This is a genomic window from Bacillus sp. BML-BC051, assembly GCF_019656175.1.
Classification (GTDB): domain Bacteria; phylum Bacillota; class Bacilli; order Bacillales; family Bacillaceae_G; genus Bacillus_A; species Bacillus_A mobilis.
Map to the genome: position 1 here is coordinate 39277 of NZ_BPLI01000077.1, position 19560 is coordinate 58836.

Consider the following 19560-nt stretch of genomic DNA (forward strand, 5'->3'; position numbering starts at 1 on the left):
TCTTTTTCTGTAAAAATCATGTTAAAATTAATTAAAAATTCAGTTTTTTATAATGAGGAGGTTAAAAATGCAAGCATGGTTAAATGGAAAATTAATAAATCAGCTTGCCATTTTTTTTAGTACAATTGTCATGTTTCAATTTGTAGCTGAAGTAACAGGACTTACTCAAAATTTAGATATCACGTATAACTTAATACATACAGCATCGTCCTATGTAACGTTTAGTTTGGCAGTCATTTTTACTTTAATAGGTGCAAGAAGAGAATTAAGTAAATATGCAATTATTTTATTATGTTCAGTTGTAGGTATTAAAGCGATTTATTTTGCGGTGTTCGTTATTTTATGGGGATTAGCAGATACGCCGTAAGGGGGAGATGATTATATGAATAATGATAATAAGAGCGTAATTCTCCAAGCTTGCTTAGGGAATTACGCTCTTATTCGTTCAATGATTTAGTCTGAAATTGCTTGAAACGCTTTTCTACATCGATCTCTTTTTTGCAGTCTTCTTCTATATTTTTTCTTATCCCGCTTTACTCCTTGTATATACATGAATAAGCTAACGAGAAGGAAGAAAGTACATTGCATCGTTAAAATGTACGGTGACATGCCTTGCAATGGTTGTTTCGGATCATATAAATGAATAGGTGCTCCGCCTATTGAAGGAAGTATTGTATTTAGCAGGACGTACGGAATGGAGGCAACTGCGAATGGAAAGAGAATCGCCATATAGTCCTTTTGTGACCATACAGATGCAGCAAGTCCTAAAAGAGCCATTAAACCTGCAAATAAAAAATTAATTCCGATATATACAGTAATGTAAGTGAGAGGCGCATCAAAATATAGGTTTGCGAACATTCCATCAGCATTTATGATGCCGGAACCAATCGTAGGTGTTCCGTCTGGAATGGTTAATTTGCAAAATAATAACGATAAGATGAATGGAAGCGTATAAAGAAATCCTCCGCAAAAAAACGTAACGATATATTTCGTTACTGAATAAGGAAATAAAGAAATCCCCTTACTGACAAACGGTTTAAAACCATCTGACTTATCCGAATTGTAACTTGTACTAAAGGGAAAACTCGCAATAACGGGCATTAATAATAAATAAACATCCATTTCATTGTCGCGAAATCCGATCCATTTTATATCTGTTGAAATAGGTCCACTCGCAGCGTCTCCTAAATAACGAATGACATAGTAATAGTGATAAATACAAATAAGAACGAATCCACTAAACATAATAATTAAAGAAATACGACTACAAAAAGCTTGCTTTATATTTAAACGAAGCGCACGCATCATGACTGAAAAAGCCTCCACTATTTTGATAAACTTGTCTATTTTCTATATTACTATTAAATGTAAGGATTTTCTTGTTTTTTTATTTGATTATTTGAAAAAAGGGAAATTTGTTGTCGTTAAGTAAGGTTTAACGGAAATTATATTTTCTAAAATATGGTTGACAATTCAGTATTACATTTGTAATCTTAATTGTAGATTACAAATGTAATACTAAGGAGTGAAATATACTATGACAAATCAATTACCTAAAATATCTGAAGCGGAATTAGAAATTATGAAAGTACTTTGGTCTAATTCTCCACAAACAGCGAATGAAATTATAGAAGAACTAGAAGAATCAATGGACTGGAAACCGAAAACAATCCGTACATTAATTAATCGGTTAGTACAAAAGGAAGCCGTTTCTTATCATCAAGATAAAGGGCGTATGTACGCTTACTATCCGTTAGTATCACAAGATAATTATTTACAAGTTGAAACGAAATCTTTGCTAAAGCGCTTTTGCGGCGCAGCGTTTAAACCATTACTTGTTAATTTTTTAAAAGAGGAAAAATTGTCTTCAGAAGATATTAATGAACTGAAACGCATTTTAGATGAGAAGACAGAGGAGAACAAGAGGAAGGATAGATAACAATGATAGACACGCTTATAAATGTATACCTTCCTCATTTTTTTGATTGGCTTATAGAAACGTCACTTATGGCTAGCATATTAGTTGGATTCATTTTATGTATAAAAGTACTATTTAGAAATAAATTAACCCCCCGGTGGCAATATATGCTGTGGATCGTACTGATGATACGACTCCTTTTACCATGGTCACCGGATAGTTCTTATAGTATTTATTCATTATTCTCCTATGGTTCTAGTGTGTCGGAAGTTATTCAAAAAAATACACCTTTACCTGAGAATACAGTGAATAACGAGATAAAACAGACAGTAGAATTAGAATCAAATTCTGAAACTGTGACAAAAAATAGCGAACAGAAAGTAAGTACGAGTGAGGAACAACAGACTACATTGTCTTTATACAAAATTGTTCTATATGTTTGGTTAGCTGGGGTAATCCTATTAGCAGTCATCACGTTTATTACAAATAGACGTTTATATTCTTACATAAAGAAACAACCGGATATTACGGATGAACAGGTCGTTACAGTGTTTAATCGCTGTAAGCAGTCTATGAAAATGAAGAAGGCAGTTTCATTACGTCTAGCAGGAAAGATTGCGAGCCCAACTGTTTTTAGTTTCTTTCGCCCGAAAGTATTACTATCAAAAAAACATATGAAAGTATTAAATGAGCAACAATTACAATATGTCTTTTATCATGAGTTAGCTCATATTAAAAGAAACGACGTAGCGGTAAATTGGATTATGTATAGCTTACTCCTATTAAATTGGTTCAATCCGATTCTTTGGTACGCCTATTTCTGTATGCGAGAAGATCAAGAATTAGCCTGTGACGCATATGCACTTACTTTTATAGATAAAGAGGAGCAAATTGCATACGGTCATACCATCATTACCCTTTTAGAACATTATTCCTATCAAGTACCAAGCCTAGCCAATTTAAGTAGAAATAAACGAACACTAAAAAGGAGAATCGTTATGATTAAAAAGTTCCAAAAGAAATCGTATCGTCTTTCTTTACTTGGAGTTATTGTCATAGTTACTATAGCATCCCTTTCTTTATTCAACGCACGTGCAACGGAAGGAAAAGAAAACCAAGAGGATAAAGTAGAGCAGTCAAAGGATGCTTTCCAAAATGCTGTAGATATGCTGTATGGTACAGAAGAAAATGCGAAAAAAGAATATCATTATTCAGCAAGAGTGTATGAAGAAAAGACAGATTATATATATTTAGCTGAAAAGGCTTTAACAAAAGATGAATTCCAGCAGTACATAAAATTATCTAAAGAAATTATTAATATACAGAAAAAAGGGGCTCCGAGAGATTCTGACTACGAGTCAACATTTTTTAGAGAAGAGCGTTTATCAAAAGCCGATCATGACAAATTATATGCACTTTATGATCAAGCAAAACCATTTGATGACAAAGTGCATGAATCTTTAAATTATACGGTGAAGGAAGCGCAGGAACATGTTGATTTTCAAATTAAGAAGCCAACTTACACAATTGAAGGATACAATCTGAAGGATGAAAAGGTATATTATTTTATTAAGAGAAGACCTGAATTAATTATTGAATTAGAGTATACAAACGGAAAAGGAAACTATATAATTTCTCAATCACAAGTTTTTGGGGAAAGCAAAGACCCATTTAGTCACCAGTTTGTAGTGCCTGAAAATATAGAACAGTACGAATTAGAAGGTAATCAAATATTCTATGCGACTCATAACTCGGATAGTAATTTACAAGGGATGAAGATGATAGTACCTGCAAAAGGAAACAATAGCGCCTATCAAATTGTTATTATTAATCATAGTGTAGAGCGTCAAGGAGAAGCAGTATTTGATAAAAATGTAAATAAGGAAGAGTTAGAGAAGGTTATGCTTTCTATGTTGAAATAGTAAAAAGGTGTTCTTAAGGTGTATATCTCAAGAACACCTTTTCCTTTTCTCTTTTCTTCTGATAAACTATGGACAGTATGATATACACTGACTGGAATTTTTTATACTGGAAATAATAAAAAAGAGAACTTGTATACAATGTAAGCGTGTGGTAATATCAAAGATGTACTGATTGACTATATTATCCAATTGGTCATTTTTGGAGGTGACAATGTGGCGATAGATCGAAAACGTTCTATTATTGAAGCTGCAACAAAGTCTTTTTCAGCGTTCGGTTATAAAGCAACAACGATGGATCAAGTAGCGAAGTTAGCGAATGTAGGAAAAGGAACGATTTATACTTTTTTCAAAAATAAAGAAGAGCTATTTGGCGAAATTATTTCTAATTTAATTACAGAAATGAAGCAAGTTGCAGAAAATGCAATTCGTTCAGATATTTCATTTTTTGAAAATGTACATAGAGCATTATATAGCATATTAGAGTTCAGAAAAGAACATCAGCTCATGATTAAGTTAATTCAAGAAGAGCGCGATATGGGAACGAAAGAAGTACAAGAGGTGATGCAACAAGTAGATGTGGAAATCGTTTCTGTCATTCAATCGTATTTAAAGATTGCGATTGAAAAAGGTGAGATTAGCAAATGTGATCCAGAAATTACAGCATTTATTATGCTTCGCTTATACGTATCGCTTATTTTTGATTGGGAAAAAAATCATGAACCGCTAGAAAAAGAAAAAATCGCAGAATTATTTGAACTTTATTTATTAAAAGGATTGTCAAACTAAGATAATCCTTTTATTATTATAAAAAAGTGACCACTTGAACAATTTGGTCATACATTTATTTTAGGGAGGGATAATAGACATATTTACTTCATATGAAGAAACAGTTGCATAGTATAAATTCGGGGATAAGGCATATGTATGAATAGGTATAGCCTTTTTATTTGGGAGAAAATGACCAAATGAATAATTCGGTCATTCGGAAAAGGGGGAGAAATGATGAAATGGAATCAGTTACTTCGTAAAGAGTTTACTGAAATTATAAAAAGTAAAAAAATATTAATTCCAATTATCGCGGTTTTATTCGTGCCAATTTTATATGCAGGTATGTTTTTATGGGCCTTTTGGGATCCGTATAAACAGTTAGATGATTTACCAGTGGCGGTAGTCAATTTAGATAAAGGTGCAGTATTTGACGGTAAACCAATTGAGGTCGGAAAAGGGCTCGTTGACAACTTAAAAGATAATACAAGTTTTAAATGGGAATTTGTAAGTGAAAAAGAAGCAAAAAAAGGAATGGAAGGTAGAAAGTATTACATGTTAGTACGCATTCCAGATGACTTCTCAAGTAACGCTACAACGTTATTAAAAGATGATCCAAAACCATTAAACTTAGAATATATTCCAAACGAAAGCTTAAACTTCTTATCTTCACAAATTGGCGGAACAGCCATTGAAAAAATTAAAGGTGAAGTATCAAGTACATTAACGAAAACATATGCAGAGAAAATGTTTGATTCCATTCAAGACGTCTCAAAAGGATTAGCAGATGGGGCGGAAGGAGCAAACAAACTACATGACGGATCAAGTGAGCTGCATGATGGTTCAAGTAAAGTGACGGATGGCCTTCATACACTTCAAGGGAAGTCTGGAGAGATGAAGGATGGAGTTGGGAAACTATTTGATGGATCTGGGAAAGTAACAGATGGTCTTTATGCGTTGCAAGGAAAATCAGGCGAAATGACAATTGGTATTAATAAGCTGTTAGATGGATCTGGTCAGGTAACAGCTGGTTCAAGTAAAGTAACAAATGGTTTAAATATGTTAAACAGTAAAACGGGAGAAATGCAGATTGGAATTAATGAACTATTAAATGGAGCAGGGCAACTTTATGGTGGTTCTAGTCAAGTTAATAGTGGTTTAAATGTGCTAGTTAATAAATCGGGTGAGTTACAAAAAGGGATAGGAAATCTTTCTGATGGCTCAGTTCAATTGTATGGTGGCTTAAAAGAATTAGAGGGTAAATCTATTGAATTAAATAATGGATTGAAAAGTGCTTCTGTAGGTACTAATAAATTACAAAAGGGCACAGGTGAACTTTCAAGTGGTTTAGAGAAACTAGATGGTGCAAAAGATCAACTAGAAGAAGGGGCACAAAAAATTCAGCAAGGTTTACAAGATTTAAACAATCAAGTACAAAGTGTTGTAACTGGTCAAGCAAATGAACAAAAATCGTCTAATACAACACAACAAGTAAACGTAGAGATAAATAAAACAGTGGCAAGCGTAGAGCAACTAAAAGAAAGTTCTCTATCTAATGCAGAGAGTGCAAATGAAACAACAAAAGATGTTGCAGCTTTGAAAGAACAAATTGCAAGTTTACCACAAGAATATCAAGATAAGTTAGAACCATTTATAGCAAATGTTAAGAAAAGTACAGATACAGTTCAAAAGAAATCGACAGAATTTGTCGGTACAACAAATACAGTAAATAAAAATGTATCACAGTTAAAAAGTGTAATGAATGAGGGGAGAGAGGGAGCGCAAATAAAGGTATCAACTGCAGGAAATCTAAATGGTTTAGTAGCTGGTATCGAAAAATTGGCAACAGAGCAAAATAAATTTTTGGTTAATTTCCAAGGATTTGGTCAAGGGCTAGGGGTAGCAAAACTTGGAGCAAATAATGTAGCAGAAGGAAGTAAAGAATTAAATGTTGGTGTTAGTCAGTTGGCGGAAAATGGTCCGAAGCTTGTAAATGGAGTTAATGAGTTGAAAAATGGAGCAGGTAAGCTTAGTGGTGGTTTAGGTGAATTATCTTCAGGATCAAATCAATTAATTACAGGTGTAAATCAATTGGCAGACGGATCAGGAAAAGTGACAAGTGGCTTAGGGAAATTAAATGGTGGCTTAGGTGAATTATCTAGTGGCGCCAATCAAATGGTTGGAGGAATAAATCAGTTAGCGGGGGGATCTAGCCAAGTCACAGACGGTTCCGGTCAAGTAACAACAGGATTGGGAAAATTATCAGGAGGAACAGGTCAATTAGTTGATGGAGTAAACAAGTTAGCAAATGGCTCTGGTCAAGTAACAACAGGATTAAGTACATTATCAACAGGCTCAACCCAGCTAATCGACGGCGTAAATAAACTAGCAGACGGATCAGGAAAAGTAACAGATGGCCTCGTAAAAGTAAATGATGGTTCAGGCGAACTTGCTGAGAAACTTGGCGAAGGGGCAGAGAAAACTGGTGAAGTAAAAGGGACGGATAAAACGTATGATATGTTTGCAAGTCCTGTAAAAGTGAAGACGGAGAAAATGGCGGAAGTTCCTAACTACGGAACTGGATTTACACCGTACTTCTTATCACTCGGTTTATTTGTTGGGGCATTACTACTATCTATTGTATACCCATTACGCGATACAGTTGGCGTTCCGAAATCAGGATTTAGCTGGTTTATTAGTAAGTTCGGCGTGTTATTATCAGTCGGTATTATTCAAGCGATAGTAGCAGATGTGATATTACTATTCGGATTAGGTGTAGAAGTACAAAGTATTCCGTATTTCATACTCTTTAGCATCGTTACAAGTTTAGCGTTTATCGCATTAATTCAATGTTTAGTAACAGCATTTGGTGATGCAGGGCGTTTCATCGCCATCATCACATTAATTATTCAGCTTACAACAAGTGCTGGAACATTCCCGCTAGAATTGATTCCGAAGTTTTTACAACCATTCAATGCTTGGTTACCGATGACATACTCTGTATCAGGATTGAAAGCAGTCGTATCAAGTGGAGACTTTAACTTCATGTGGCAAAACGTAGGAGTACTCATGATTTTCATCGTTGTATTATCGCTTGGAACAATTGCAGCCTTAACTTGGATGCACAAACGACAATTTAGAAATATTGCGGAAAATCAATCGATGGAAGCGTAGAAAAAAGCACCTTTTTGGTGCTTTTTTATTTTAATGTAAGGGGTCTTTTCTGTAGTTTACATAAACCTTTTTACAAGATATAGAGATGAAAGAAAAGGATTTACAACAATTTATAGAGAAAATCAGATATAGAGGAGTTGATACGATGAAAGGAAATCTTACTTACTATTTTATTTTGTATCCACTAATCTTCTTTCTTGTTTTCACCCTTTCACCTATCTTATTTCACAAAGAGGAATATACAAGTATGAAAGATACATTAGGAATACTGTTATTCTACTATGTGCTAATTAGCGGGTATTACCTTATGGATGTTGTAAGTGAAAGAATGAAGAATAGTAAGGACAAATAATAAAGTTTCATTGCATAAAAACCGATGGAGGACAACAAAATGACTGAAAGTGAAATGAAATTCAGGGATACGACGATTCGTAATTTTTTCGATAAAGAGGACCGCCTAAAATCGATTCCAGGTCAAAAGAAGAAAAAATTAGTATTGTTAGAGCATTTAATTAGCAAGTTAAACGCTGAAAATCAATATGCAGAAAAAGAAATGAATACATTTATAAAACAATATCACGATGATTTTTGTACGATTAGACGCGAGTTTATTGTGCACGGGTTTATGGATCGAGAGGATAATATGTATCATGTAAACGGGAGAGAAGTGTGGACGAAGTGGGAGGAGTTAAAATAATGAATTAGAAGGGGAATCCTTACTTTATCTATTCTTCTTTGTAGTTTTTAGAAAAGGTATGAGGTGATTCAATGATACGATTAGCAAAAGAGATTGATGCAGAACCCATTATGAATATTAGAAAAGAAATTATACTATCGGAAACTACTACAAAGTTTTTTATAGTATCTCCAAATAAATTACCAAATGATATTGATGCAGAAAAAGAAAAGATACGGAAAAGCAATGAAAAGCGGAATCTTTATATCGTTTATGAAGTAGATAGTAAAGTGGTTGGATTTTTGCTGTTTAATCGCTACGAACTAGAGCGTCTACGGCATGCAGGTACAATGGGAATGGGGATTAGAGAGGCGTACTGTAATCAAGGCATTGGTACAAAACTAATTGAATTTCTTATTAGTTGGGCTAAAGGACAGAAAGGTTTAGAGAAAATTTGCTTAGGTGTAGTTTCTGTTAATGATAGGGCAATTAAAGTGTATAAACGTATGGGATTTGTAGAAGAAGGAAGACAAAAAAAGCAAATTAAATATGAAGATGGATCTTATGGAGATGACGTATTGATGGGGCTTTATATTGAATAAAATAAAGGAGTTTTCTATTGATAGTAAGTGAGACTTTATGAGTCATCATATAGACGGTGCATATTTTAGTGATAAGACTGCCAATATTGGCAGTCTCTTTTTAGTGGAAAGGTTTATGCTTAGCAAACCTTAAGTTCCAATTGCTTTTTCTGGCGCAGATGATGTGTAAAATGCATAGAAATAAGCTGGAACCACTCTGTCGCATGTAAGTAACCAAGCCCAGGGTGCTTTACTTTACAATCATTTGGAATAGAAGAAAGTGTTGGCTCAATGTCTTTAACAATTGTAATTAATTCTAGAAGCTGTTTCTGTACGTCTTCTTTATTAGCTGGGTTTTCAGGCGTATATCCAGGATGATCTGGTAATTTGATTTTTATGTCTGGAAAAGATCCCATCATATATACCTTTTCGCCCATATCCGTTTTTTTGTTAGTTGCAGAAGGCGCTTCAGTTCTGCATTTCGCGATTGCATCTAACTGCATGCGTGTAGCTGAAATTAAGTGATTATACATTTGCCCGAGAGACCATTCCTCATTAGAAGGCTTCATCCTAAATTGTTCTATAGAGTACTTTTCTAATTCCTCTATGTAGTACGTTGCTAACTCTTCAAATTTCTTCATATCACTAACTCCTTTTTATGAAAATGTATTTGTTACTACCTACTATAAAGAAGTAATGCTGACAACATTATGTCAGTAGTGAAATGAAACAATTAAAGTCGTAACATTTTTTTTGCTTCATCACGGATGTTCTCAGAAAGAATTTTTGGCTCAAGTACTTGCACTTGGCTTCCCCAACTTAATACCCATTGAAATACTTCGTCTATGCTTCTTGATTTCAAAAAGACGTGAAAACCATTGTCTCTATGCTCGTATGAATCTATAAAGAAGTATCGTGATTCAATAATTTTATTTGCAATATGGGCTGGGAATAATAAATGAACCATCACAGTACGGTTGCTTTCAGGCTGATATTCTTGCAAAGAAAAGTTTTTAGGTTTTGTAAAGAATTCTTGTTCGCGCTGTAATTCCTCCATTCGATCTAAGCGGAAATTACGTATTTGTTTTCGAAGTAAACAATGGGCAACGATGTACCAAATTCCTGAAATATTGACTAAGCCGTAAGGATGAACGGTCCTTTTTATTTTTGTAGTTTCTCTTGGTTTCCGATAAGAAAAAGAGATAGCCTGTTCTTTTTGGATAGATTCTTGCAACAGGATAAGTTGTTTTTCAAGTTGTTCTTGTTCAGATTGTTTGTGTGAAAATATAGGAGAAAGGAAGCGGAAAGTCCCTCGTAACTCTCGAGCTTTCTTTTGTTGATCAGTAGGGAGGACAACCTCAAGTTTCTCTTTTGCCGATTTTGCATGTACAGAGAAAGAAGAAGTGAAAGTTTTCTCGATATAATCACCGCCCAATAAAAGAGTAACAGCCTCTTCTGACGTAAGCTGAATGGGTGGTAAGAAATAACCATCCATTAATGAATAACCGTGGCCAGGCATGGCGAAAAGTGGGACGCCAGATTCACTAAGTGCATCCATATCTCGATAAATTGTTCTTATACTTGTCTCAAATTTTTCAGCTAAGCTTTGTGCTGTAACAGTTTGTCTTCTTTGTAATTCAATTAATATAGCTAATAAACGATCCGTCCGATTCATGAAATATCCCCCTGTATCTTTTATAAATATGTCTACTGTAAACTTCTAAAAGCAGTATAAACTCTCCTCCTATTAACAGACTTTTCCCTATGTATAATATTAATATAGTAAAATCATAACAACCCATATTGCAGTTTCCAATAATATACTATATAATCAATTTAAGAAAACGTTTTCATGCAAAGGGGGAGAATTTCGTGTCGACTATAGAGGACGTGGCGAAATTAGCGGGGTTATCAAGGACAACGGTTTCTAGGGTGATTAATAATCATCCATATGTTTCAGATGAGAAGAAAAAAAGGGTTCAATTAGCAATGAAGCATTTAGGCTTTGTTCCTAATTCTGCGGCGAGAAGGCTTCGTAAACAAAAGACGGAAACAATTGCGGTGCTAGTTCCAAGGATTACAAATCCTTTCTTCAGTAGATTTATCGAAGCAATCGAGATTGCTGCTTCTGAACATAAATATAAACTGATTATTTGTCAAACAAGATATTTACCGGAAAAAGAGATGGAGTATTTACAATTATTATCTACGAAACAAGTAGATGGGATTATTCTATGTTCACTAGAAAATCCGTGGGAAGATGTAGAGCCATACTTACAGCACGGTCCAATCGTGTTATGTAATGAATATATTGAGGAAGCAAATGTTCCAACAGTGAAGTTTGATCATGCGCAAGGAGCATACATAGCTGCTAAGCATGTGTTAGAACAAGGATATCGTAATCTTATTTTTTGTCGTGGTAACGAAACCAAAGTGGTTAGCCAACAGCGAAAAATGGGCTTTTTACGTGCCATAACGGAGAAGAGCCGCCAAGTAGAAGCGATCGATTTTCTTGAAAACGCTTTCTCTTGGGATGATGGAAAGAGAATATTCCATGAAGTATTAAAGGACAAAAAAAATCCTACCGCGATTTTGGCAGGAGGCGACGAGGTTGCAGCTGGAATTATTTCAGAGGCAAAACGCCATGACTGGAGCATTCCGGATGATCTCGCTGTTATTGGTTTTGATAATCAAATATTATCACAGATTACAGAGCCAGGTATTACGACAATTGAACAGCCAATCGATGAGATGGCCCGAAAGGTTGTCGACCTGATGATGGATAAAATCCATACGAAAAATTATCGACAAAAAGAATTGTATGAGTTTGAACTGGAGCTCTTGGTGAAAGGTTCAACGATGAAGAAGGATACGATGTTATTAGCCTAGTAGACTATGTCTGCTAGGTTTTTTTATGTTCATAAACTACTATTCTTCGTGAACGCAGTCATCACATTTGTTATGGTATGCCTCGTGCTGCTCATCAATTTCTTTCCCACAGTGCGCACAAGTTTTCGTCGGTAAATTTCTGAAAAACTCCATTGGTTGATCGATCATGTCAATCCCTCCATTTCCATTTCTTACTATCATTGTATTAGTACAAATAACGAAAGTCAACAACTGTTTTATAACAAAAATGAAAATTAATGAAAAAGTTTAGGAAATGGATTATAGTTAACAATGTAGGATGTAAGTGAAACATGCATTCCTACTCGGTTTTAGAAAGGATGGATACATATGAAAATGACTGTTGTCGGCTTTTGGGGCGGTTTTCCAGAAGTGGGAGAAGCAACGTCGGGGTATTTGTTTGAACAAGATGGTTTTCGTTTACTTGTAGACTGTGGTAGTGGTGTACTAGCACAGCTTCAAAAATATATAACACCATCTGATATAGATGCAGTTGTACTTTCGCATTACCATCACGATCATGTTGCGGATATTGGGGTATTGCAATATGCGAGATTAATTACGAGTGCGACAACAAGGCAACTACCGGAGTTACCAATATACGGTCATAAGTTTGACGAGAATGGATTCCATCCTTTAACGCATGAACCACATACGAAAGGAATCGCGTACAACCCAGAAGAAACACTTCAAGTTGGACCATTCTCGATTTCATTCTTAAAAACTGTTCATCCTGTTACATGCTTTGCGATGCGTATTACAGCTGGTAGTGACGCTGTAGTATATAGCGCGGATTCCAGTTATATTCCTGAATTCATTCCATTCACAAAAGATGCTGATCTTTTCATTTGTGAGTGTAATATGTATGCACATCAAGAAGCGGCAAAAGCAGGACATATGAATAGTACAGAAGTAGCAAGTATTGCGAAAGATGCGAATGTAAAAGAACTTTTATTAACGCACTTACCGCATACAGGAAACCCATCTGATTTAGTAACAGAAGCAAAACAAATTTTCAGTGGTCATATTACGCTAGCGCATAGTGGCTACGTATGGAACTCATGAGGTGATATGATGTTATTTATTGATAATAAAGGAATTACAGATCCTAGAATAAACTTAGCAATTGAAGAATATTGTGTGAAGAATTTAGATATTAACGAAACATATTTACTGTTCTACATTAACGAACCTTCCATTATCATTGGTAAAAACCAAAACACAGTAGAAGAAATTAATGCAGATTACGTAAAAGAAAAAGGTATTCATGTCGTTCGTCGTCTATCAGGCGGAGGCGCAGTATATCACGATTTAGGAAACTTAAACTTCAGCTTTATTACGAAAGATGATGGAGACAGTTTCAGCAACTTCAAAAAATTCACAGAGCCTGTAACGAAAGCGCTTGGTAAATTAGGCGTAAATGCAGAACTAAGTGGTCGTAACGACATTTTAGCTGAAGGTAGAAAAATTTCAGGTAACGCGCAGTTCTCAACGAAAGGTCGTATGTTCAGTCACGGTACGTTACTATTTGACTCTGAAATCGATCACGTCGTATCAGCGTTAAAAGTAAAAATGGATAAGATCCAATCAAAAGGAATCAAATCAATCCGTAGCCGCGTTGCGAACATTACAGAATTCTTAAACGAAAAAATGACAACAGAAGAGTTTAGACAACTTCTTCTAGAAACAATTTTCGAAGGTGATACAGACATTCCGATGTACGAATTAACAGAAAATGATTGGAAAGAAATCCATAAACTTTCTGAAGAACGTTACCAAAATTGGGATTGGAACTACGGAAAATCTCCGAAGTTCAACTTACAACATTCACACCGCTTCCCAGTTGGACAAGTTGACGTTCGTCTTGAAGTGAAAAAAGGAACAGTAACAGAATGTAAAATTTACGGTGACTTCTTCGGTTCGCTAGATGTACATGACATTGAAGAGCGTCTAACAGGTGTACAATTTGATAAAGATGCATTCACTGTAGCTTTAGAGGGCGTAGATATCGCACGTTACTTTGGTAATATTACAACAGAAGATTTCTTACATTTATTCTTCTAAAAATAAGGGAGGCTGCCGTAACTGGCAGCCTCTTTTTTTTGCGTAGATTGTCGCGTTTTGTTGGTAAGTCGATATATTTTAAAAATCGCCGATATAATTTCACTCACCATAAAATCACAGGACATTTGCTCCTCGTAAAGGAATATATATATTCAAAAGGAGGCGGTTCGAAATGAAAAGGGTAATGTACGTTGTATTACTACTCAGCCTCGTCATCGGAATGACAGCGTGTAGCGATGAAACGTCCTCAAGTCGCACACTTTTATCTATTGGAAAGCCAGCGAAGGATAATGTTATATATTTTACGCATACAGATAACAAACGAAAGATAGATGATATACAAACAATGTTTCAAAATAAGGAATGGAAAAGAAATGAAACGTTTAGTACGGTGAATAAAACACCAGATCTTGTCTTGTCGATAGATGAGGCCAATAATGGGTTACCGACATTATATGTTACATTGTTTTTTCATGAAAATGGAGCGGATGCATTCAACTTGTATGGGGAGCATACGAGCTTGAATAAAGAGGAACTAGAAAAACTTAGCGAAAAGATGAGTGCATATTATCCTGAAATGATTTTAGCATTCGTTTCATCATTTGCTAACAAATGAAATTCCCTTATCTTTCCAAAGGAAGTCAATAGGAGGTGATCGTTGTATATGCAGTTAATGGAATATCACTTGCTACTTTAATTTTCTTTTAATATAATTAATTTAGAATTTTTAAATATTCTAAATTTTATAAAGGTGGGGTTTGTGTGAATCTCGTTCAATCTTTGGCTGAAACGGCAAAAAAGAAGGGGGATAAACCGGCTTATATATTTATGGATCAGTCGGTCTCGTATGACCAATTAAACAAAATGGTCACAAGGTTTTCTAGCAATTTAGCAGCAATGGGCATTGGAAAAGGGGACAATGTCGCATTAGTTGTTGGAAACTCACCACATTTTTTGGTCGGTTTATATGGAACAATGAAAGCTGGAGCGACAGTTATTCCAGTTAATCCAATTTATACAGCAGACGAAATGCATTACATTTTACAAAATGGAGATGTAAAAACAATCATCGTACTCGACGTCCTTCTACCTGTTATACAATCTCTTACAACAAGACTTCCTTCACTTGAAAACATCATCATATGCGAAACCTCATCAGATTTTAACCATACAGAAACTGAAAAAATGAAAACGTTTACGACAATGATAGGGGTTGGAGATTTAACTTACGAAGGCCCAGAGCTAGATGAAGAAGATGTAGCGGTTATTCTATACACTTCAGGCACGACTGGAAAACCGAAAGGCGCTATGTTAACACATAAAAATTTATATAGTAATGCGAGCGATGTGGCGTCGTATTTACAATATACGGCTGATGACCGCGTCGTTGCGGCACTGCCTATGTTCCATGTATTTTGTTTAACAGTGGCGGTCAATGCGCCGATTGTGAACGGGGCGACTATTTTAATGTTACCGAAATTTAGTCCGAAAGAAGTATTCCGTATTTGTCGCACGTACGAACCAACGATTTTTGCTGGTGTACCGACGATGTACAATTATTTATATTTATTCGAAGAAGCAAGCGCAGAAGATGTGAAGACGCTTCGTCTTTGTATTTCAGGTGGTGCATCAATGCCTGTTGCTCTTCTGCAAAACTTTGAAAAACGTTTTGACGTTATCGTTTCAGAAGGATACGGTTTATCAGAAGCATCACCAGTAACTTGTTTTAACCCGCTAGATCGTCCGCGTAAACCTGGGTCGATCGGTACAAATATTTGGCATGTAGAAAACAAAATTGTGAATGAACTTGGGGAAGAAGTACCTGTCGGTGCAGTTGGTGAATTAATTGTTCGCGGGCCTAACGTTATGAAAGGATACTATAACGCACCAGAAGATACAGCAGCGACATTGAAAGACGGCTGGCTGTATACAGGAGACTTAGCGAAAAGGGATGAAGAAGGTTACTTCTATATCGTTGATCGTAAAAAGGATATCGTCTTAGTTGGTGGTTATAACGTATACCCTCGTGAAGTAGAGGAAGTATTATATACACACGAATCTGTAGCAGAGGTTGTCGTAATTGGCGTTCCTGATGAAAACTTAGGGGAAGCAGTACGAGCTTACGTCGTTCTGAAACAAGCTCACGTAACAGAAGAAGAACTGATGCACTATTGCACGTTACATTTAGCAAAATATAAAGTGCCAATGAGTATCGAATTTTTAACAGAATTGCCGAAGAATACGACAGGTAAGTTGTTAAGAAGAGCGTTAAAAGAGAAAGCGATGCAAGTATAAAAATAGGGGCAACCATCTTTATGAAGGTGGTTGCCTTTGTATTTTTTAGCATTGACTAAGCTATAACCCCATATATTTAAACCGTAATATAACTAATAAGGAGGAGATATACGTGGAGCAAAAGGAATTACGTTTACGGAGAGTTCAATACCTGATTTGTGACATTATGGATGAAATGAACGCGGAAAGTGAGAAGAAAAACTTAGAAATTTTGCAGCAAGTAATCGATCATCTTTCAGGTGCGATAGGTGATTTAGTTGATCCATCAAGCTCGTATTCTATCGATTATTTAGAAAGGAAAGTTCATACGGCACATTACTTACTATTTAAAAATGAACGAAAGGCATATTTGTGCAGGAAATGATATTTTTTATTTGACATTGATAATCATTATCAATATGATGGTTATGTTGGGTATAATCATATAAAGAGAGAGGTCATGTTGATAATGATTAAGAAAAAATATGTTAATGCGTTCGTTATAGCAGCAACTTTAGCAGTTCCATTTAGTGGTATTATGGCACCGATTCCGAAAGCAGAAGCGGCAGTAGAAATGAAAGCAGCTAGCAAATTAGCAGATGGTACATATGATGTTATTTTAAAGACTTATAAAGATCAAACGAATGATACATCAGTTGCATCTACATATTTAAAAAATCCAAAAGTAACGATTCAAGGTGATAAAAAAATCGTTACATTAACAGTTCAAGATAGTAGCTATTTTCAGTATCTTAGAGTAGAAGATCCAAATAAAATAGGGACATTCCATGATGTAAAAGTAATCTCCGAAGATAAAGCGAATAATGGCACGAAAGTTGTTCAATTTGAAATCGGTGAGTTCTCGAAAAAATATAATATGCAAATGCATATATTAATTCCAGCAATTAAATATAATCATAAATATCAACTACAGTTTGAAATCGATGCAAGTGCAATTGAACAGAAGCCTAAATTCTCTGATGTACCAGCTTGGGCACAAGAATCAGTTCAATATTTAGTAGATAAAGAAGCAGTGCACGGTAAGCCAGACGGTACATTTGCTCCGGCTGAAAATATCGATCGTAGTTCAGCTGCAAAAATATTAGCAACTGTGTTAGGGTTAGAAATTAATAAAGATGCAAAGCCATCATTCCCTGATGCACAAAATCACTGGGCTACACCGTACATCGCAGCAGTTGAAAAAGCAGGTATTGTAAAAGGTGATGAGAGCGGTAACTTTAATCCGAACGGAATCATTAACCGTGCATCAATGGCTACGATGCTAGTAAATGCATATAAATTAGAAAGAAATGAAAATATGAAACTACCAAAAGAATTTGCTGACTTAAACAATCATTGGGGTGCGAAGTATGCCAATATTTTAATCCAAGAAAACATTTCCATTGGAACAGATAATGGCTGGGCTCCAGATAAAGCGGTAAGTCGCGCGGAAGCAGCGCAATTTATTGCGAAGACGGATAAGTTGAAGAAATAAATTAAAACGTATACTAGATTTTGTATAAATAAAAAAGGAAGATTTGAACTTCAAATCTTCCTTTTTGCATTGTTATATATTCCTCTTCATTAACTCCCCAACCTGCATCGCAACATACTCAACATCATTATCAATTTCATCCAATACGTAAGATTCCAAAATGCCCATTACGGCTGTTCCTAAAAACTTTAAGACGATATGTGTATCAATGTTTTTATTTACTGATGTATTTGCATTTAATTTTTTCTCTATTTCACCCATGATGAAAGTTAGTAATTTTTTTTGAAATGATAGTGTGCCGTTACTTTTAAATAACGCCGCGAAAAATGATTTGTGCTCTTTGAAGTATTCAAACCATATGATCGTTCCTTCTATAAACTCTTTGTTTTGCTTCTTGTAGCATATTTCTTTTAATTGGTCTAGATGATCGTCCACAATTTTATCTAATAAATTGTACTTATCTAGATAGTGTAAGTAGAACGTTTTTCTGCCGATGTTTGCTTTTTCGGTAATGTTTTTTACTGTGATTTTGTCAAATCCATCTGTAATTAACATTTCTATAAATGCCGATTGAATGGCGTTTTGTGATTTTATAATTCTTCTATCGATTTTCTCCATATGATGTTCCTCCGTTATTGATACACATATTTCGTTATGTGTGTATTATCACCCAAATGCGTAAATTTGGTCATTGAAACAAGTGGTTGCTCGCTTTATTATAAATATACACGTGAGTATTAACTCTCACAAGTGTAAATGAAAAATAAAGTAAGGGTGGTTTTATATATGGCAGTTACGAAGAGAAATGTTCATTTTTATGCAAGAGGATTACAAGTTGCAGGCATTTTAAATATTCCTGTAGGTGCTGAGGAAAAGAAACAAAATGCAGCGATTGTTTGTGTGCATCCAGGTAGTAGCTGTAAAGATCAAACGGCAGGATTATATGCAGAGAAGTTAGCAGAACAAGGTTATGTAACGCTTGCGTTTGATGCATCGTATCAAGGTGAAAGTGAAGGGGCACCGAGATATATGGAAGAACCAGCTGCGCGCGTTGAAGATATTCGCTCAGCGGTAGATTATGTAACTACTCTTCCTTATGTAGATGAAGAACGTATCGGTGTGTTAGGCGTTTGTGCAGGCGGTGGTTATGCGGTAAATGCCGCAATGACAGAGCGCCGTATTAAAGCAGTTGGCACAGTTGTTGGTGCAAATATCGGCCGATTAAATCGTGAAGCTGATCCAATCGGGGTGTTAGAGGCGATTGGTAAACAACGTACTGCTGAAGCACGCGGAGCAGAGGCGATGATTACAAACTGGATTCCTAAAAATCAAGAGGAATTAAAGGCAGCAGGTATGACGGATATAGATATTGTAGAAGCAGTTGAGTACTATACAACACCGCGAGGGCAAAGTGTTAACTCTCCAAATAAGTTAAACTTTACGAGCATGGGATCGGTAATTGGTTTTGATGCGTTCCATTTAACAGATACATTATTAACACAGCCGTTGCAAATTATTGTCGGCAGTAAGCAAGGTGCATTCGGTTCTTATAAGGATGGTCACGAGTTGTATGAGAAAGCAGCTTCAGAGAAAAAAGATTTACTTGTTGTGGAAGGTGCGAGTCATTACGATTTATACGATCAACCAGAACCAGTAAAAATTGCAGTTGAAAAATTAACAAGTTTCTATAACGAAAATCTGTAAAAGCAATTTTGTTTTGAATTGCACCTCTAATTGTTAGGTTTGCATCTAGCAGTTAGAGGTTTTTATTGTGCTTAATATTT

Annotated in this window: 21 protein-coding genes; 16 read left to right on the forward strand and 5 right to left on the reverse strand. The window is 35.5% G+C overall.

All coding sequences use genetic code 11. The annotated features are described in order from the left end of the window. Nucleotides 1-67 precede the first annotated feature (67 nt). Nucleotides 68-367 carry a hypothetical protein gene (locus K5S59_RS25610; protein WP_097845293.1) on the forward strand — a complete coding sequence of 100 codons (300 nt, stop codon included), beginning with the start codon at nt 68-70 and terminating at the stop codon, nt 365-367. An 86-nt stretch (nt 368-453) separates the two neighbouring features. Here the strand turns inward: K5S59_RS25610 and K5S59_RS25615 are convergent, their stop codons facing one another. Further along, on the reverse strand, nt 454-1308 hold the full coding sequence (locus K5S59_RS25615) for a hypothetical protein (protein WP_097845294.1): 855 nt from the start codon (nt 1306-1308) through the stop codon (nt 454-456). Nucleotides 1309-1537: 229 nt separating this feature from the next. Here K5S59_RS25615 and K5S59_RS25620 point away from each other — a divergent pair, with 229 nt between their 5' ends. From K5S59_RS25620 to K5S59_RS25650, 7 genes are all read left to right on the forward strand, one after another. Next, nucleotides 1538-1939, forward strand: a complete 402-nt coding sequence (locus tag K5S59_RS25620) for a BlaI/MecI/CopY family transcriptional regulator (protein WP_120449654.1) — start codon at nt 1538-1540, stop codon at nt 1937-1939. A 2-nt stretch (nt 1940-1941) separates the two neighbouring features. Continuing rightward, nucleotides 1942-3840: a M56 family metallopeptidase gene (locus K5S59_RS25625; RefSeq protein WP_120449656.1), complete on the forward strand. Its 1899-nt coding sequence runs from the start codon at nt 1942-1944 to the stop codon at nt 3838-3840. Between the two features lie 213 nt (nt 3841-4053). Continuing rightward, on the forward strand, nt 4054-4626 hold the full coding sequence (locus K5S59_RS25630; RefSeq protein WP_000963369.1) for a TetR/AcrR family transcriptional regulator: 573 nt from the start codon (nt 4054-4056) through the stop codon (nt 4624-4626). 216 nt (nt 4627-4842) lie between these two features. After that, nucleotides 4843-7779: a YhgE/Pip domain-containing protein gene (locus K5S59_RS25635; protein ID WP_098872807.1), complete on the forward strand. Its 2937-nt coding sequence runs from the start codon at nt 4843-4845 to the stop codon at nt 7777-7779. Nucleotides 7780-7924: 145 nt separating this feature from the next. Further along, entirely contained in the window at nt 7925-8131 is a 207-nt protein-coding gene (locus K5S59_RS25640; RefSeq protein ID WP_000678012.1) for a hypothetical protein, read from the forward strand. A 39-nt stretch (nt 8132-8170) separates the two neighbouring features. Continuing rightward, nucleotides 8171-8476, forward strand: a complete 306-nt coding sequence (locus K5S59_RS25645) for a DUF2087 domain-containing protein (RefSeq protein WP_120449658.1) — start codon at nt 8171-8173, stop codon at nt 8474-8476. 71 nt (nt 8477-8547) lie between these two features. Further along, nucleotides 8548-9057: a GNAT family N-acetyltransferase gene (locus tag K5S59_RS25650; RefSeq protein ID WP_098258474.1), complete on the forward strand. Its 510-nt coding sequence runs from the start codon at nt 8548-8550 to the stop codon at nt 9055-9057. A gap of 119 nt (nt 9058-9176) precedes the next feature. Here the strand turns inward: K5S59_RS25650 and K5S59_RS25655 are convergent, their stop codons facing one another. Further along, the gene (locus K5S59_RS25655; RefSeq protein ID WP_120449660.1) at nt 9177-9677 is read right to left on the reverse strand and encodes a DinB family protein; all 501 of its coding nucleotides are present in this window, start codon (nt 9675-9677) and stop codon (nt 9177-9179) included. 92 nt (nt 9678-9769) lie between these two features. Beyond that, nucleotides 9770-10711, reverse strand: a complete 942-nt coding sequence (locus K5S59_RS25660; RefSeq protein ID WP_120449662.1) for a helix-turn-helix transcriptional regulator — start codon at nt 10709-10711, stop codon at nt 9770-9772. 197 nt (nt 10712-10908) lie between these two features. On the opposite strand from K5S59_RS25660, the gene K5S59_RS25665 reads away from it, so the two are divergent. Beyond that, nucleotides 10909-11925: a LacI family DNA-binding transcriptional regulator gene (locus K5S59_RS25665; RefSeq protein WP_000103724.1), complete on the forward strand. Its 1017-nt coding sequence runs from the start codon at nt 10909-10911 to the stop codon at nt 11923-11925. Nucleotides 11926-11964: 39 nt separating this feature from the next. Here the strand turns inward: K5S59_RS25665 and yhfH are convergent, their stop codons facing one another. Beyond that, complete coding sequence (gene yhfH, locus K5S59_RS25670) at nt 11965-12093, reverse strand: protein YhfH (protein ID WP_000567010.1); 129 nt, start codon at nt 12091-12093, stop codon at nt 11965-11967. A gap of 180 nt (nt 12094-12273) precedes the next feature. Here yhfH and K5S59_RS25675 point away from each other — a divergent pair, with 180 nt between their 5' ends. From K5S59_RS25675 to K5S59_RS25700, 6 genes are all read left to right on the forward strand, one after another. Continuing rightward, a complete protein-coding gene (locus K5S59_RS25675; RefSeq protein ID WP_120449664.1) occupies nt 12274-13008 on the forward strand; it encodes an MBL fold metallo-hydrolase in 735 nt (244 codons plus the stop codon). A 9-nt stretch (nt 13009-13017) separates the two neighbouring features. Beyond that, nucleotides 13018-14007, forward strand: a complete 990-nt coding sequence (gene lplA, locus K5S59_RS25680) for a lipoate--protein ligase (RefSeq protein ID WP_000897262.1) — start codon at nt 13018-13020, stop codon at nt 14005-14007. A 172-nt stretch (nt 14008-14179) separates the two neighbouring features. Continuing rightward, nucleotides 14180-14623, forward strand: coding sequence for a hypothetical protein (locus K5S59_RS25685; RefSeq protein WP_000832642.1), 444 nt, complete (start codon nt 14180-14182; stop codon nt 14621-14623). A gap of 146 nt (nt 14624-14769) precedes the next feature. Next, nucleotides 14770-16302 carry a fatty acid--CoA ligase family protein gene (locus K5S59_RS25690; RefSeq protein WP_120449665.1) on the forward strand — a complete coding sequence of 511 codons (1533 nt, stop codon included), beginning with the start codon at nt 14770-14772 and terminating at the stop codon, nt 16300-16302. Nucleotides 16303-16414: 112 nt separating this feature from the next. Further along, nucleotides 16415-16666, forward strand: coding sequence for a hypothetical protein (locus K5S59_RS25695; RefSeq protein WP_000435468.1), 252 nt, complete (start codon nt 16415-16417; stop codon nt 16664-16666). An 84-nt stretch (nt 16667-16750) separates the two neighbouring features. Then, entirely contained in the window at nt 16751-17776 is a 1026-nt protein-coding gene (locus tag K5S59_RS25700; RefSeq protein ID WP_120449667.1) for an S-layer homology domain-containing protein, read from the forward strand. A 72-nt stretch (nt 17777-17848) separates the two neighbouring features. Here the strand turns inward: K5S59_RS25700 and K5S59_RS25705 are convergent, their stop codons facing one another. Then, on the reverse strand, nt 17849-18394 hold the full coding sequence (locus K5S59_RS25705; protein WP_120449669.1) for a TetR/AcrR family transcriptional regulator C-terminal domain-containing protein: 546 nt from the start codon (nt 18392-18394) through the stop codon (nt 17849-17851). 168 nt (nt 18395-18562) lie between these two features. Here K5S59_RS25705 and K5S59_RS25710 point away from each other — a divergent pair, with 168 nt between their 5' ends. After that, nucleotides 18563-19480 (forward strand): alpha/beta hydrolase, encoded by a 918-nt coding sequence (locus tag K5S59_RS25710; protein WP_000301561.1) that lies wholly within the window; start codon nt 18563-18565, stop codon nt 19478-19480. Nucleotides 19481-19560 lie beyond the last annotated feature (80 nt).